The 15200-nt window shown below is 45.3% G+C and carries 14 protein-coding genes; 10 read left to right on the top strand and 4 right to left on the bottom strand.

From position 1 onward, the window contains the following. Positions 1–90: 90 nt before the first annotated feature. Positions 91–1473, bottom strand: a complete 1383-nt coding sequence (gdhA, locus tag V5M37_RS28480) for an NADP-specific glutamate dehydrogenase (RefSeq protein WP_423800200.1) — start codon at positions 1471–1473, stop codon at positions 91–93. Positions 1474–1630: 157 nt separating this feature from the next. Between gdhA and V5M37_RS28475 the strand changes: the two genes are divergently transcribed. The 3 genes from V5M37_RS28475 (at position 1631) to V5M37_RS28465 (ending at position 5263) form a co-directional block, all read left to right on the top strand. Continuing rightward, entirely contained in the window at positions 1631–2536 is a 906-nt protein-coding gene (locus tag V5M37_RS28475; RefSeq protein WP_423800199.1) for a LysR family transcriptional regulator, read from the top strand. A gap of 131 nt (positions 2537–2667) precedes the next feature. Further along, positions 2668–4254: a glutamate synthase-related protein gene (locus tag V5M37_RS28470; protein ID WP_423800198.1), complete on the top strand. Its 1587-nt coding sequence runs from the start codon at positions 2668–2670 to the stop codon at positions 4252–4254. A 64-nt stretch (positions 4255–4318) separates the two neighbouring features. Beyond that, complete coding sequence (locus V5M37_RS28465; protein WP_423800197.1) at positions 4319–5263, top strand: phosphotransferase; 945 nt, start codon at positions 4319–4321, stop codon at positions 5261–5263. Positions 5264–5300: 37 nt separating this feature from the next. Here the strand turns inward: V5M37_RS28465 and pepT are convergent, their stop codons facing one another. Together pepT and V5M37_RS28455 are read right to left on the bottom strand one after the other, a co-directional pair. Beyond that, positions 5301–6533 (bottom strand): peptidase T, encoded by a 1233-nt coding sequence (pepT, locus tag V5M37_RS28460; protein ID WP_423800196.1) that lies wholly within the window; start codon positions 6531–6533, stop codon positions 5301–5303. A 217-nt stretch (positions 6534–6750) separates the two neighbouring features. Further along, entirely contained in the window at positions 6751–7746 is a 996-nt protein-coding gene (locus V5M37_RS28455) for a nuclease-related domain-containing protein (RefSeq protein ID WP_423800195.1), read from the bottom strand. A 197-nt stretch (positions 7747–7943) separates the two neighbouring features. On the opposite strand from V5M37_RS28455, the gene V5M37_RS28450 reads away from it, so the two are divergent. The 4 genes from V5M37_RS28450 to V5M37_RS28435 all read left to right on the top strand — a co-directional run bounded on the left by V5M37_RS28450 (position 7944) and on the right by V5M37_RS28435 (position 11156). Then, positions 7944–8567: a TetR/AcrR family transcriptional regulator gene (locus tag V5M37_RS28450; protein WP_423800194.1), complete on the top strand. Its 624-nt coding sequence runs from the start codon at positions 7944–7946 to the stop codon at positions 8565–8567. 86 nt (positions 8568–8653) lie between these two features. Beyond that, positions 8654–9538, top strand: a complete 885-nt coding sequence (locus V5M37_RS28445; protein WP_423800193.1) for an ABC transporter ATP-binding protein — start codon at positions 8654–8656, stop codon at positions 9536–9538. Positions 9539–9544: 6 nt separating this feature from the next. Further along, a complete protein-coding gene (locus V5M37_RS28440) occupies positions 9545–10342 on the top strand; it encodes an ABC transporter permease subunit (protein ID WP_423800192.1) in 798 nt (265 codons plus the stop codon). 16 nt (positions 10343–10358) lie between these two features. After that, positions 10359–11156: an ABC transporter permease subunit gene (locus tag V5M37_RS28435; protein ID WP_423800191.1), complete on the top strand. Its 798-nt coding sequence runs from the start codon at positions 10359–10361 to the stop codon at positions 11154–11156. 116 nt (positions 11157–11272) lie between these two features. Here V5M37_RS28435 and V5M37_RS28430 read toward each other — a convergent pair whose 3' ends face one another. After that, positions 11273–11959, bottom strand: a complete 687-nt coding sequence (locus tag V5M37_RS28430) for a hypothetical protein (RefSeq protein WP_423800190.1) — start codon at positions 11957–11959, stop codon at positions 11273–11275. A gap of 139 nt (positions 11960–12098) precedes the next feature. Here V5M37_RS28430 and V5M37_RS28425 point away from each other — a divergent pair, with 139 nt between their 5' ends. The 3 genes from V5M37_RS28425 to V5M37_RS28415 all read left to right on the top strand — a co-directional run bounded on the left by V5M37_RS28425 (position 12099) and on the right by V5M37_RS28415 (position 15064). Beyond that, positions 12099–12842 (top strand): gluconate 2-dehydrogenase subunit 3 family protein, encoded by a 744-nt coding sequence (locus V5M37_RS28425; RefSeq protein ID WP_423800189.1) that lies wholly within the window; start codon positions 12099–12101, stop codon positions 12840–12842. Between the two features lie 59 nt (positions 12843–12901). Continuing rightward, complete coding sequence (locus tag V5M37_RS28420; RefSeq protein WP_423800188.1) at positions 12902–14623, top strand: GMC family oxidoreductase; 1722 nt, start codon at positions 12902–12904, stop codon at positions 14621–14623. A gap of 96 nt (positions 14624–14719) precedes the next feature. Further along, positions 14720–15064 carry an ASCH domain-containing protein gene (locus V5M37_RS28415; RefSeq protein ID WP_423800187.1) on the top strand — a complete coding sequence of 115 codons (345 nt, stop codon included), beginning with the start codon at positions 14720–14722 and terminating at the stop codon, positions 15062–15064. The last annotated feature ends 136 nt before the right edge of the window (positions 15065–15200 follow it).

Here is a 15200-nt window from a genome sequence, read left to right as displayed (position 1 = left end):
AAACTGAACAATGGTTAATGTAACCAACCACACCCAAAAACATGCAGGCACAAAAAAATCCCCTCACAAAAAGGGGATTTTTCAAAAATCTTATATAACGCCCTGCACGATCATCGCGTCAGCGACTTTAGTGAATCCGGCAATATTGGCACCAACCACCAAGTTGCCAGGGAAGCCGTACTCTTCGGATGCTTTCACAGCGTTTTGGTATATGTTAATCATGATTTGATGCAGTTTAGCATCAACTTCTTCAAACGTCCAAGACAAGCGCTGGCTGTTTTGTGCCATTTCTAGTGCGGAAACTGCCACACCGCCGGCATTGGCTGCTTTACCAGGGCCAAACAGAACATCGTTGTTTAAGAATACATCGACTGCTTCAAGAGTGGATGGCATGTTAGCGCCCTCGGCAACAGCTTTCACGCCGTTTGCCACCAGCATTCTTGCAGACTCTTCATTGATTTCATTTTGTGTTGCACAAGGAAGAGCGATATCGCATGGAATCGACCAGATGCCGGAGCAGCCTTCATAGTACTGCGCTTCCGGATGGTACTTCACATACTCGCTGATGCGCTTGCGGTCCACTTCCTTAATTTGTTTCACAGTCTCGACATTAATGCCGTTTTCATCATAGATATAGCCGCATGAATCGCTGCAGGCTACAACTTTAGCGCCAAGCTGGGTAGCTTTTTCGATCGCATAGATGGAAACATTGCCGGATCCAGAGACAACGACGGTGCTGCCGGTGATGCTTAGGCCTTGATCTTTCAGCATTTCCTGTACGAAATAAACGGTACCGTAGCCGGTCGCTTCGGTTCTTGTTAAGCTTCCGCCGTAGCCGAGGCCTTTTCCGGTTAAAACGCCGGCCTCATTGCCGCCGCGGATTTTTTTATAGTAACCGAAAAGATAGCCGATTTCTCTGCCGCCGACACCGATATCCCCTGCAGGTACGTCAACGTCTGGGCCGATGTGGCGATAAAGCTCTGCCATAAAGCTTTGACAGAAGCGCATGATTTCGCGGTCTGATTTACCCTTAGGGTCGAAGTCGGAGCCGCCTTTGCCGCCGCCAATTGGCTGGCCAGTTAATGAGTTTTTGAAAATTTGCTCAAAGCCCAAGAATTTAATGATGCTGGCGTTAACTGATGGATGAAAGCGCAGGCCGCCTTTGTATGGTCCGATTGCGCTGTTATACTGGACACGGAAGCCACGGTTCACGTGCACCTTGCCTGAATCATCCACCCATGGAACACGGAAAGTAATAACCCTCTCAGGTTCAACGATTCTTTCGAGAATTCCTTCCTGCATATATTTTGGGTGTTTCGCAAATACAGGCACAAGCGAATCGAAAATTTCCTTAACGGCCTGATGAAATTCACTCTCGAATGGATTGCGGCTTTTCACCGTTTCATAAACTTCACTTACATATTCCCTTGCTGCCTGTGATCCTGACTGTTTTACATGCTCAATAGTTTGCATGAAATCACCCCTTTTTAAAAATAATAAATTTGTCCTAAATACTGAATATTTTATTTTTTCTCATCAATTAATTTTATTATGTAAAATTAATCTAATCAATACTAATAATAGATATAATTAATATAAGAATGAGATTGATTGGAAGGGTCGTGAAAAAATGGAGCTCAGGCAGATCAAATATTTTATTGAAGTGGCTAAACGGGAGCATGTGACAGAGGCGGCGTATCGGCTCCATGTTGCGCAATCTGCAGTCAGCAGGCAGATTTCCAACCTGGAGGAGGAGCTTGGGGTTAGCTTATTTATCCGTGAAGGGCGCAATGTTAAACTGACGCCGATTGGTGAAATGTTTTTAAAGCATATGGAGCAGGCGGTCAAGCTAATTGACGATGCCACAAGTGAGGTAGAGGAATTCCTCGACCCTGAGAAAGGGACAATCCGTATTGGGTTTCCCAGCAGTCTTGCGGGGTATACGCTGCCAACAACGATTTCAGCCTTCAGAGAACGGTATCCTAATGTAAAGTTTCATTTAAATCAGGGATCCTATGCCTATTTAATAGAAGGGGTAATAAAGGGAGAGTTTAATATGGCGCTAATGGGCCCGGTGCCAAAGAAGGAAAAGAAAATTACTGGGAAAACGCTTTTTACCGAAAACATTGTGGCCTTACTGCCCGAGTCCCACCCACTAGCTAGTAAACGAGTATTGAAGTTAAGCGACTTGCGGGATGAACCCTTTATCGTGTTTCCTCAGGGCTTTATTTTGCGTAAGATCATCGTGGATGCCTGCGCACAGCTTGGCTTTGAGCCTATGGTGGCCTTCGAGGGAGAGGATATTGATGCCATTAAAGGCTTGGTTTCTGCGGGTCTTGGGATTACGCTGATTCCTGAAATCACGCTCATCGACAGCCTTCCCCGCTCAACAGTTAAGATTGCTATTACAGAACCTAACGTCAGCCGCACGGTCGGCGTCATCATCCCGGCAGAACGCAGCCTTCTGCCAACCGAAAAACTGTTTTATGAGTTTTTGAGCGAGTTTTTTGGCATGCTGGACCGATTTCAAATTTAATTTTAAAAAAATGACGCTAATAGACAGTCGATGGATATTACCATAACCATCATACATATGTATTAAGGATGGCCTTGTTACTTTTGGACTGTACATCTGCAAATGCCAAATAAATAAGGAGGCTTTTGATAGTGTTATGGACAATTTTGACTGTTCTATTGGTAGTCTTCATCGGCGGGCCGTTTTGCTTCTTCCTGTGGCTGCGTAATTTGGCAAAAAAGCCGCAGCACTCGATTATCCGGGCCTATCCCTATTTCGGCTGGATCCGCTATTTGCTGGAAATGCTGGGTCCGAAGCTGAGGCAGTATTGGTTTGATGATGAAAATGGTGCAAGACCGTTTTCCCGTGCCGATTATTTAGGAGTTGTTTTTTCCGCGAAATATCGGACTGACTTAATCAGCTTTGGCTCGAAGCGGGACTTTCAGCAGCCCGGCTACTATATTGCCAACGGCCTGTTTCCCCTTTTAAAGGATGAATTAAGGGTCGACAATCAAGAAAAGGTCGAGGGGATGAAATACAAAATTGACCATGAGGGTTTATTTTTCCGCAAGGAGCACTTAGCGGAAGATCAGATTCCACGCTGGCTATTTCATGGGGAGGAGGCTGTTGTGGTCGGCGTTGAGCGGAGGGAGCCATGGAAGCTCTACGGCCCATTTGGTGCATCGGCCACCTCCTATGGCTCCGTTGGTGAGAACTATATTCTTTCTACTGGGTATGGCTGTCAAATGGCTGGGGGCTCCTGGTTAAATACAGGTGAAGGCGGGATTGCTCCGGAACACTTGGCAGGCGGGGCTGATGTCGTGGCACAGATTGGACCTGGCTTGTTTGGCTTTCGCGATCATGAGGGCAATTTTTCAATGGAGGCATTTAGAAAAATTGCCTCGGAACCGGCTATTAAAGCCTTTGAACTGAAGTTTGGCCAAGGGGCAAAAATTCAGGGCGGCCACCTTGAGGGCGCGAAGGTGACGTCCAAGGTAGCAAGCATTCGCAAGGTGAAAGAGGGCGAGACGATTATTTCCCCAAACCGCTTTTCGTTTTTGCGTAACGCCGAGGCAGCCTTGGAGTTTATTAAACGATTGCAGGATGAAGGCGGGAAACCGGTTGGCATAAAAATTGTTGTGGGGTATCAGTTGGTTTTGGATGAGTTTTTTGGAGCGATGAAGAGACTTCAGATTTATCCTGATTTTATTACGGTGGACGGCAGTGAGGGCGGATCGGGCGCAACGTACAAAGCGATGGCTGATACAATGGGGCTGCCGCTTTACCCGGCGCTGCTTGCTGTGGTTGACAAGGCCCATGAATACGGCATCCGCGACCGGTTTAAGATATTTGCTTCCGGAAAGCTGATTGCGGCTGATAAAATAGCAATTGCCCTCGCGATTGGCGCCGATGCGGTGAACTCTGCAAGGGGCTTTATGATGGCGAACGGCTGCATTATGGCACTGCAATGCCATACCGGCAAATGCCCCGCCGGCGTCACCACGACCGACCCTAAGCAGCAGGAGGCTCTCGTGCCTGAGGAGAAGAAATGGCGGGTCATGAACTATATTATCAGCATCCGGCAGGGGCTGTTTGCCCTCGCGGCGGCGTGCGGTCTTGATTCGCCTAGAAAATTTACCCGTGAGCATATTGTTTTTATGGGAGCGGATGGCCAGGTTAGGCGATTATCGGAGCTATTTCCCCTTCCAGAAGAAGGTCCCGCTGTCGTGGATAAATAACTTGCCAAATTATGGGATTGGCATTATATTCATAGTGAAAACCTACTAAAAAGGTTGTGGGGCTATGGCGCTGCCAAACGATATCGTCCATGAGGATGGGAGTTTAAATGCCAGTTTGATAGTAAAAAAGGAACGCCTTTATCAGGGCATGAACGGCAGGTTCGTTGAGCGGTTTTATTTGTCTCCTAAGGAAAGCTACATTTTTAAACCGCTGACGAATAACGCCCAGATGGGTAAAGAGACCTGGATTCATGAGCATGTACTCAGCCGGTTCCCGGCCATTTTTCCAAAAATTTTGGCTTACTCCAAGCATGATAACCCTGATTTAAGCTGGATGATTCTCGAGGACCTCGGCCCGCTTTCGCATGAGTTTACGGAGGAAACGGTCCTTGCTGTGGCCAAGTGGATGGCCTGGTGGCACTCCCTTCCGTTGAAGTCGTTTGCGGATGTTCCGTTGACCGGGTTGAAGCCTCGGATTGAGGCGGTGGTGGAGGAGGTCTGTGAGAATAAGGATACCCTCCTTGGGATGCTTCCGCGATTGGGGCTCACTGGAAAACATGTTCTTCATGTGTTTAAACAGCTTGATAGTTTCCTATTTTCAAAGCTTCAGGTATTATCACACGGGGATTTGCATTTGGGGAATTACGCTGTCGTGAAGGGGAAATTGATCATTCTGGACTGGGAGCACGCCCATTTGAATACGCCCTTCTGGGATTTATATCATTTGCTGGATATGTCACATCCGATTTTTCCCAAAAAGGTAACTAAGGGGTTTCGGGATCAGGTGCTAGGGTTTTATCTTGATGCTGTCGACCTGGAACTGGAAGGTGTCGCGTTTATTCGGGAATACTATGTATTTTCTGCCGTGTATTCAATGTGGATGATTTTGTTGATTCAAAAAGATTTGTTGGCTGACGCTGGCAAGTGGCCGAAGGAGCAACTGAAGAGGCAATTGCAGGAGACGGTTTCGAGTTTAAGGCAGTGCGCGGAGGCGCTTGCTGATTTATAGACAAAAAAGCTAACCTAAGGCGGTTAGCTTTCTTTTTTTAAGCTTTTTTTTCAAAAAGCTTAATGACTTCAATGATGGTTTCGGTTGCTTTCACCATGTTTTGCACGGAAATGAATTCGTATTTGCCGTGGAAGTTTTCGCCGCCGGTAAAGATATTTGGCGTCGGCAGACCCATGAATGATAGCTGGGAACCGTCTGTACCGCCGCGAATTGGCTTAATAAGCGGCTTGATATCCAAGCTTTCCATCGCTTCCTGGGCAATATCGACGATTTGCTTAACCGGTTCGATTTTTTCGCGCATGTTATAGTATTGGTCTTTCATCTCAAGCTGGACGGTGTCACTGCCGTATTTTTCGTTTAGCTGTTGGACAATGCTTTCCATCTTCGCTTTTCTTTTATTAAAAATTTCTCTGTCATGGTCGCGGATGATGTAGTTGAGCTTGGTTTGCTCGACATCGCCGTTAAAGGACAGCAGATGGAAGAAGCCTTCGTACCCTTCTGTGTACTCCGGTGCCTCCTGCGTCGGCAGCTGGCTATGTAATTCCATCGCGATTTTCATCGAGTTAACCATTTTGTCTTTAGCGGAACCAGGATGAATATTGTTACCTTTTATCGTGATTTTTGCACCCGCGGCATTGAAGCTCTCATATTCAAGCTCGCCTAGCGGACCGCCGTCAACAGTGTAAGCATACTTCGCATTGAAGGCCGCAACGTCAAACTTATGTGGCCCCCTGCCGATTTCCTCATCAGGCGTGAACGCAACGCGGACCTTACCGTGCATAATATCTGGGTTTTGAATTAGATGCGCCATCGCTGTCATTATTTCGGTGACGCCAGCTTTGTTATCGGCCCCAAGCAGCGTGGTGCCGTCGGTTGTGATAAGCGTGTGGCCTTTATAGTCTTTGAGGTTCGGGAAGTCCTTTGGCGACATTATGACGTTTAGGGCTTCGTTTAGGACGATTTCCCCGCCTTGATAGCTTTCAAGAATTTGCGGATTGACGTTTTTGCCAGTAAAATCAGTCGCTGTGTCTACGTGGGCAAGGAAGCCGATGGTTGGCACATCTTTATCGGTATTGGATGGCAGCGTCGCCATCACATATCCGTTCTCGTCGATGGTCACCTCTTGCATGCCGATTTGGTTAAGTTCTTCAACAAGCAAGCGCAGCAGCGTCCACTGCCCTTCTGTTGATGGACAAGTCTCACTGCTTTCGTTGGATTGCGTATCCACTTTCACATAGGAAGTAAATCGTTGAATCAATTCCTCTTTCAAGTTAGCACACTCCCTTTTTATATATTTTCATGATTATCATATCACTTTATGGGAGCGGATACACGTATTTGAAGGGGGTGGGCTGCTGGTCGGTTTTGGTTTACTGTCGTATAGGGCTCTGTTACTGTCGGATGAGCCCTGTTTACTGTCGTATAGGTACTAATTACTGTCGGATAAATCCCAGTAACTGTCGTATAGCCGAACTATACTGTCGTCCCTATCTAGGTCTGTTCGGAATATAGATTCCTCCTTTGTTTTGATGAAAACAGCTGCTACTCAGATCCATAAAATATGACCTATTTCGAAATGTACCCTCGCTTTGCAAATTCATACTTTGCAAAATCCGTTTCGCGACCTGAATATCCACCCCCAAAAACTCCCGGCACTCCCGGTTCGTAATGGTCCTACTCACCACCAAAAACCACTCCAATAATGTCCTTTGATGGGCCAAATGGTCTGTTGCACCGCAAAAAGGGCAAATCCATGTGCGAGGTGCCTTCACCATTCCGAACCTACCGCATACACCACAACGGACGCCATTTTTAAAATCACCCCGCGGGATTTTGTAGGACTCTGAGATCGGCTTTGGAATAAAAGGCTGGTGGCTCTTGAGGAGCTCTAAAGAAAGCCAATGGAAGGTTTCTGGGTCCAACTTAAAGTCTGGCTGCGGGATATTTCGAATGAATGAGGGAATCAAGTTGGGGAATAAAAGCCGCGTTTTCGCTGGGGGAACTGCAACAATCTGCTTCGGATAGGCAAGAACAACGGAACCGTAAATAGGAATGCGGATATTGTGCTTCCGTAACCAATCACTCAATAATTCGTAATTGCGTTCCAATTGTACGACCGGACTTTCGAAGCCGTCCTTGTGTCCATCATCACGGGTTCGGATTAATTGGGGTGGATTATCCTTAAATTCAAGGACCCCAGCGATGTTTTTGACCTCAAGAATATTGCCAAACCAGGGAGTCAGTCCAAAGGAGTCGATTTGAAATTTTTCATCTGAGGAAGGCCGTAAATCGTGGTAAGCGTGGTGCGGAAAGGAAAATGAAGTTTTTCGAAAAATCTCTGCCACCCGCTCTTCTCCGGCAATACCGGCCTCAACGGAAGCCTGCTTTCCGGATAATACAGGAATCATTGGGTGATTAGTTGGCAGCCTATTTTGGGCGGCTATCAAACCTTCTAACGGTAATGATCGATCTCTGTCTTTCATGAGCACCTCCATTAAAGTTTTGTCGTACATCCGCATCGTACCACACACCAAATCCCCATACTATCGCCATCAATATATGTTCATTTTTTTGTAAAAATTTATAGGGTTGACCACTATTGACCAAAATGGTCAATAGGAATAAAATGTAATTGACCAATACGGTCAACGCCTTAAACCAAAGGAGTGGGAACACCCAAATGTTTTCGAAATTCCTCAACCTAGATCAAGAAAAACAAGACCGAATAATAAATGCAGCCATCAAAGAATTTGCCCAGAAAGGCTATGATAAGGCATCCACCAACGAAATTGTAAAGGAAGCGGGAATCTCGAAGGGACTGTTGTTTCATTATTTTCAGAACAAAAAGCAACTGTATCTATTTCTGTTTGAATATTGCTATGAACTCATTGCAGATGAATTTTATAAAAAAATTAATCTTGCTGAATCGGACTTTTTCGCGAGAATTAGACAATCCATCAAGATTAAGATGGACCTGCTGATGCAATATCCGGACCTTTTTGATTTTATGCAAATAGCGATGATGGAGGATTCTACAGAAATCAAGGTGGAAATGGAAAAAAAGAAGAAGGAACTACTCGATTTGAATTTCGGAAAAATTTACGAGGGTATTGATTTTTCCAAGTTTCGGGATGATGTCGACATTCAAAAAATCTTAAAAATTATTACCTGGACCTTTGAAAAAATGAGCGATGAGGAGCTTTACAAAGCAAAGATGCAGCCTGGCCACAAAATTGATTACCAAAAGGTCAGCCGAGAAGCAGAAGAATATTTCGAGGTTTTAATTAAATGCTTTTATAAATGAAGACTTGCCGACTGAGAAGCCGATAGGCGTCGGCGCAGGCTTAGTCGAATTTATGCGTATTAGCCAAATAGAGGGAGGCCTCAAACATGAACGTAATAGAAATTAAAAACCTAACCAAGACCTACGGCAAAGCACGGGGAATCACCGACATCAGCTTTAACGTGGAGGAAGGTGAGATTTTCGGCTTCATCGGGCCTAACGGGGCGGGCAAATCGACAACGATTCGCACACTGCTGTCGCTTATTTATCCAACCAGCGGGAGCGCAACTATTTTCGGAAAGGACTGCATCAAATTTGCCCCAGAAATCAAAAAGGAAATCGGCTATCTTCCGTCGGAAGTGTTCTATTACGACAATATGAAGGTAAAGGACCTTTTGAAGTATTCGGCCAGTTTTTACAAAAAGGACTGCAGCAAGCGGATCAAGGAATTGGCGGACATTATGGACCTGGACCTGAATAAAAAAATCGATGACCTTTCCTTGGGAAATAAAAAGAAAGTCGGCATTGTCCAGGGGCTGCTTCACGAACCGAAGCTTATCATTCTCGATGAACCAACGAGCGGCCTCGACCCGCTGATGCAGCAGAAATTCTTTGAACTTCTTGAGGAAGAGAATAAGAAAGGAGCTACTATCCTCTTTTCGTCGCACATTCTCAGTGAGGTTCAGAGGTTATGTAACCGGGTCGCTATCATTAAAGAAGGTAAGATTGTAACAGTTGAAAAGATTAGTACATTAAAAGAAAACAATTATAAAAAGTTTAAGGTCGAAATAAAGGTGCCGCTTGATCGAAACTATTTTAATATAAACGGAGTTAACAACTTGGCAACTAAGGGCAACGTGACGAGTTTTCTATTTCGAGGCGATATCAATGCGGTCCTGGGGAAAATCGCAGAAATCGAAATAACCAACCTCTGGATTGAAGAGCCAGACCTTGAAGAGATTTTCCTCCATTATTACGAAAAGGAGGCATAGGAAACTATGAATATCTTTTTGCATGAATTAAAGGCCTACCGGAAGTCGACGATCATCTGGACGATTTCGCTAATTGCCGTATTTGCGCTGTTTATGTCCATGTTTCCGGCCTTCTCAAAAGATGCCGATGAATTCAAAAAGCTGCTGGAAGGCTATCCGGAAGCTTTAAGGAAAGCCATCGGACTTAACCTCGGCAATTTATTTACGATTCTAGGATTCTATTGTTATGCGCTCACGTTTATCATCCTGTGCGGGGCGATTCAGGCGATGAATCTGGGGACTTCGATTGTCAGCAAGGAGGTCCGGGAAAAAACGGCGGATTTTCTATTGACCAAACCAGTTACCCGAAACCAGGTGTTAACCGCCAAGCTGTTGGCAGCCTTCACTTCACTCGTCATCACGAATGTTGTATATATTGCAGCTGCAACGGTAATCACCGCTCAGATGAAAATAGCCGATTTTAGCATGAAACAATTCATCCTGCTTTCGCTGACGATGTTTTTCATTCAGCTGATGTTTCTGGCTATCGGCATCATTGTTTCGGTAATCTCACACAAAATAAAATCCGTGCTGCCCGTGTCACTTGGGACAGTCTTTGCGTTCTATTTTATCGGCGCAATCAGCGCCACAACGGATGATGAAGCGAAACGCTACTTTTCACCGTTCAAATATTTTAATAACGATTATATTTTAAAACATTCAAGCTATGAAGCCTCATTTATGATTGTGGGTGCAGTGATTATTTTGCTGGCAGTGGCGGCGAGCTATTTCGTTTATACAAAAAAAGATATCCATGCTGTGTAAGAGGGGGCTCGGACAAGTGAATATTTATGTAAGAGAACTGAAGTCCCATCGGAAATCGCTTATCATTTGGTGCATTGGCGTCTTTCTGATGGTGGTTTCCGGGATGCAAAAATACGCTGGGTTATCATCTTCAGGCCAATCGCTGAATGGCCTGTTTCAAGATATGCCGAAGTCCCTACAGGTGGTGATGGGTGTTGGTGCGCTTGACATCAATAAGGTCAGCGGCTACTACGGGATGCTGTTTATCTATCTATTATTGATGGCAACCATTCATGCGGCCATGCTCGGGGCAACCATCATTTCCAAGGAGGAGCGGGATAAGACGTCGGAATTCCTGTTTGTCAAACCGGTTTCACGGACAAAGATCATTATCGCCAAGCTGCTCGCGGCCCTTACGAATATCTTAATCTTTAACCTCGTTACCTGGGGATCGTCAATTGTCATCGTTGGGAAATACGCTGATGGAGAGTCGGTGAATGGTGATATTGCCATCACCATGATGGGGATGTTCATCCTGCAGCTTTTGTTTATGGCCATTGGCAGTGCCATCTCCGCTTTAAAAAGAAAACCAAAAAAGGCCGCATCACTGGCGGCAGGAATCCTGTTGCTTACCTTTGTATTATCAGTTGTCATTGATTTAAATAAAAGCATCGAGTTCCTGAAATACGTGACGCCGTTTAAATACTTTGAGGCAAAAAATATGATGTATGGGGGTGGATTGGACACCGGATTTGTCCTATTATCCATAGTTTTGTTTGCTGCATTAACGGCTGTTACCTTTGTCTTTTATAAAAAGAAAGATTTGAATATATAAATGGAAACTCGCCGATTGGCGAGTCCGTTAGGACGAAGACAGAGACGTAGTTGAATTTATACTTATTAGCAAAATGAAGGACCTGGCAGATTGGTTACCAGGTCCTTTTCCCAATTCTATTTTTCGTTTGCCATTTTAACTAATGTGATAATATCGCTTGATAGCTTGCTATAGGATGGTGATGGTGCTTTGATATTGGCTTTGATGCCATCGATTAGCGTTAGTGCATTTGGATTGGTAATGGAAAGAACCTGAACTTGGCCGTTAAAGGCTTTGTTCATTAAATCCTTGGCCTTTGCCAAATTATCATCAGTATTCAGCTTATTGACATCGACACCGTCAAGGGTCCCTTTTCCGGATAAACCGGAAGTGTTCTTTAATACTTTATTTTGCATTTCATCGTAAGTGGTGGAGGTTGTTGCTGGCTCCGCCCTTGCCAATATCACTGTGTCATCAAGGACAAACACCTTGATGCCAGTAATCCCCTGCCCCGCAAGCCTGGATTCTAAATGGGATGAGATACCGCCGTCATGCAGGCTTGAGCTTCCAATTAAACTGTAAACATTTTCCCCAAGGCCCGCTGTTTGATTGTTTGTACCTGTCGTGTGTTTCTTCGATCTATCGACGCTTGGAATCACGTCAACATTATTTTGGCCATGAACGTGACCATTTCCTTTTTCATTTAAAGATTGTTGATGAAGATCTTCGGCATTTCCTTTCAATTCCTGATGGGCTGAGCATGCGCCAAGAATTAAAAGCACAGCAATCATCGGCACATACCACATGTTACTAATTTTTTTCATTTTATTTCCTCCTTTTTAACAAATAAATTCCCCTGATTTTTTGTGCGTATACATGCTTTATTTTGGGAACATTATCAAGCAATAGCGGCCCTGCCGTATTTTTCAAATAATGTTGTCTATTTCCTTGGAGGTGTGTTCCATGGCTGAAGAAAACAAAGAAAAGCAAGAAACATTATCGAGAAGAAGATTTCTCCGCAATACCGGTTTTACCGTAGGGGGACTCGCTGTTGGCGGGATCTTGGGAAGTTTGGTCCCAAGGGGAAAGGATGATAACAAAAACAATCCGCCGGCGCCTCAAGACCAAGATTTCAATCAAGCGCTGATGTACTTTACTCCGGAACAATTTAGGATTACCGAAGCTGCCACCGAACGAATATTTCCTGAAGATGATAACGGACCGGGGGCAAAGGCATTGGGCGTTGCCTATTTTATTGATCACCAGTTAGCAGGTGATTGGGGCTTCAATGCCAGGGACTATATGCAGGCGCCCTTTTTTCCTGGTGAAAAAGTTCAGGGCTATCAGGGGCGCTTGAAACGAAGAGATATTTTTGATATAGGACTGCGTGAGCTGCAAAATTACAGTAACACAGTAGGTAAGAAAAATTTCGAAGAACTATCGGGTGAGGAGCAGGACAAAATTTTGAAAGATTTTGAAGAGGATAAGGTGAATTTAACGACCATATCTCCTAGCGGCTTTTTCCAGCTGCTGAGAAGTGCAACCTTAGAGGGAGTTTACAGCGATCCATTATATGGAGGAAATAAAAATATGGGTGGCTGGAAAATGCGAAACTACCCTGGCAGCCAAATGGCCTATGCCGAGATTATCGAGAAGGACTTCCAGAAGATTAAACCGCAAAGCCTGCAAAGCCATATGAAGCATTAAAACAAAAGGCTCAAGTACCGATAATAATAGATTTTATTTTTAAAAAAGAAGGTGGAAAAATGGCGAGAAAATTACCGAAAGCTGACGTCGTTCTGGTGGGAGTTGGCTGGACTGGCGGAATTATTGCCTCTGAACTGACGAAAAAGGGCCTGAAGGTGGTCGGCTTGGAACGAGGCAAGGAAAGAAAGACCGAAGATTATTTCATGGTTCATGATGAACTTAGATACGCACTTCGCTATGATCTATTCCAGGATCTTTCCAAAGAAACGATTACCTTCAGAGGTAACGAAAGAATCCGCGCACTGCCGATGAGGCAGTATGGTTCATTTCTGCTCGGGGACGGTTTAGGCGGCGCTGGTGTTCACTGGAACGGACAGACCTACCGGTTCCTCCCTTATGATTTTGAAATTCGCAGCAAAACGATTGAAAAATATGGGCAAAACAAAATCCCTGCGGAAATGTCCATCCAGGATTGGGGCATTACCTATGACCAGCTGGAGCCTTATTACGACAAATTTGAGAAAACCTGCGGGATTTCCGGTGAGGAGAACCCGCATCCTGGTGCCGGAAAGAGGTCGGATAAATTCCCAACCCCGCCGATGAAGAAATCACCGGCTATTAAAATGTTTGAGACAGCGGCAAAGAACTTGAAGCTGCATCCTTATATGATGCCGTCAGCTAACTTATCGGAATCGTATAAAAACCCGGACGGCATCTCAAGGGCTGCATGTCAGTACTGCGGCTACTGCGAGCGGTTTGGCTGCGAATACGGGGCAAAGGCAGACCCAGTCGTCACGGTTATTCCGGTTGCCAAGAAAACGGGGAATTTTGAGATTCGGACTCATTCCCATGTCAGAAGGATTTTACATACGGGGGGAAAGGCGACTGGGGTTATCTATGTCGACACCACAACAGGTGAGGAAATTGAACAGCCAGCCGATATTGTGGTGCTGACAAGCTATGTATTTAGTAATGTCCGCTTGCTGCTAATGTCGGGGCTTGGCAGACCGTATGATCCGACTACAGGAACTGGTGTGATAGGGAAAAATTATGCTTATCAAGTGATGAAAGGAAATGCCATCGGCTTTTTCAATGATAAGGAATTCAGTACCTTTGCCGGCGCCGGGTCACTCGGAATGGTCCTTGATGATTACAACGGCGACAATTTTGATCATTCAAACCTGGGCTTTATCCATGGGGGGAGCATATCACTCACCCAAACAGGGTTAAGGCCGATTCAAAATAATCCTGTTCCGAAGGGCACGCCAGCTTGGGGCAAAGAGTTCAAACAGCAGTCGCTCAAATATGCCAACCGTTTTCTGTCAGTCGGCGGTCAAGGCTCATCCATGCCGTTTAAGCATCACTATCTCGATTTGGACCCTACTTATAAGGATGCATTCGGCGACCCGTTAATCCGGATTACCTTTGATTTCGAGGATCAGGACCGGAAGTTGGCTTTGTTCCTAGCTGAAAAATCCGCACAAATCTTGAAGGAAATGGGCGCAAACCATATTGATTCACTGAAGGAGTTAGGCCCGTACGATATTACAACCTATCAGTCCACTCATAATACAGGCGGTGTCATTATGGGGGCAGACCCGTCCACATCTGCCGTCAATAATTATTTACAAATGTGGGATGTGGACAATTTATTTGTGGTGGGCGCGGCTAACTTTGCCCACAATTCCGGGTACAACCCGACTGGAACCGTCGGCGCCCTCGCTTACCGTTGCGCAGAAGGCATCGACAAATACCGGCAAACCGGCGGGCAGGTAGTCTAATTCACGGCCTCCTCTTTGCTTTTTTCAGTTCGTTTTTATTACAATAGCAATAGTGTTAAAATAAATAACTGAATTGGAAAAAGGAGGATATTAAAAATGACTCAACATGAAAACAATACATTACCACCAAAAACTTGTTCCGTTGACCGATTGGTAACAATGGAGGAAGACGTTAAAAAGGTACTTGCCGGTGAAAAAACAGCAACCCGCCGCAATGGCCGCTATGCAGACCCAGGCGAAATTATGACCCTGGAAGGCCGCCAGTTTGTGGTGGATAAGGTCTATTCTCAAGGCCTTGGCGAGCTGACCGATGATGATGCCCGCCGCGAAGGCTTTAACAATGTGGAAGAATACAAACAATCAATTCTTTCCATTCATCCAGGAATGCCGTGGCTTCCGCAAATGCGCGTCTGGGTTCATGAATTCAGCCCGGTGAAATAAAATCAATGAAAAGGGCCTGTCCCCCGCCGCTTTAATGCGATAAGCGAAAGCAATGCGGGGGCAGGCCCCTTTGCTTGTCTATTTTAAGAGCCCGAATTTATAATAGGTTTATTACATTTGTCTGGCAGTTTAGGAG

The organism is Neobacillus sp. SAB-20_R2A (genome assembly GCF_049568635.1).
Classification (GTDB): Bacteria; Bacillota; Bacilli; order Bacillales; family Cytobacillaceae; genus Neobacillus; species Neobacillus citreus.
This window is presented reverse-complemented; position numbering and strand designations above follow the sequence as displayed.

Bases quoted from the DNA above. Each gene is read 5' to 3' on its own strand.
- gdhA (WP_423800200.1), bottom strand. From the start codon at position 1,473: ATGCAAACTATTGAGCATGTAAAACAGTCAGGATCACAGGCAGCAAGG.
- V5M37_RS28475 (WP_423800199.1), top strand. From the start codon at position 1,631: ATGGAGCTCAGGCAGATCAAATATTTTATTGAAGTGGCTAAACGGGAG.
- V5M37_RS28465 (WP_423800197.1), top strand. From the start codon at position 4,319: ATGGCGCTGCCAAACGATATCGTCCATGAGGATGGGAGTTTAAATGCC.
- V5M37_RS28455 (WP_423800195.1), bottom strand. From the start codon at position 7,746: ATGAAAGACAGAGATCGATCATTACCGTTAGAAGGTTTGATAGCCGCC.
- V5M37_RS28450 (WP_423800194.1), top strand. From the start codon at position 7,944: ATGTTTTCGAAATTCCTCAACCTAGATCAAGAAAAACAAGACCGAATA.
- V5M37_RS28445 (WP_423800193.1), top strand. From the start codon at position 8,654: ATGAACGTAATAGAAATTAAAAACCTAACCAAGACCTACGGCAAAGCA.
- V5M37_RS28440 (WP_423800192.1), top strand. From the start codon at position 9,545: ATGAATATCTTTTTGCATGAATTAAAGGCCTACCGGAAGTCGACGATC.
- V5M37_RS28430 (WP_423800190.1), bottom strand. From the start codon at position 11,959: ATGAAAAAAATTAGTAACATGTGGTATGTGCCGATGATTGCTGTGCTT.
- V5M37_RS28425 (WP_423800189.1), top strand. From the start codon at position 12,099: ATGGCTGAAGAAAACAAAGAAAAGCAAGAAACATTATCGAGAAGAAGA.
- V5M37_RS28420 (WP_423800188.1), top strand. From the start codon at position 12,902: ATGGCGAGAAAATTACCGAAAGCTGACGTCGTTCTGGTGGGAGTTGGC.
- V5M37_RS28415 (WP_423800187.1), top strand. From the start codon at position 14,720: ATGACTCAACATGAAAACAATACATTACCACCAAAAACTTGTTCCGTT.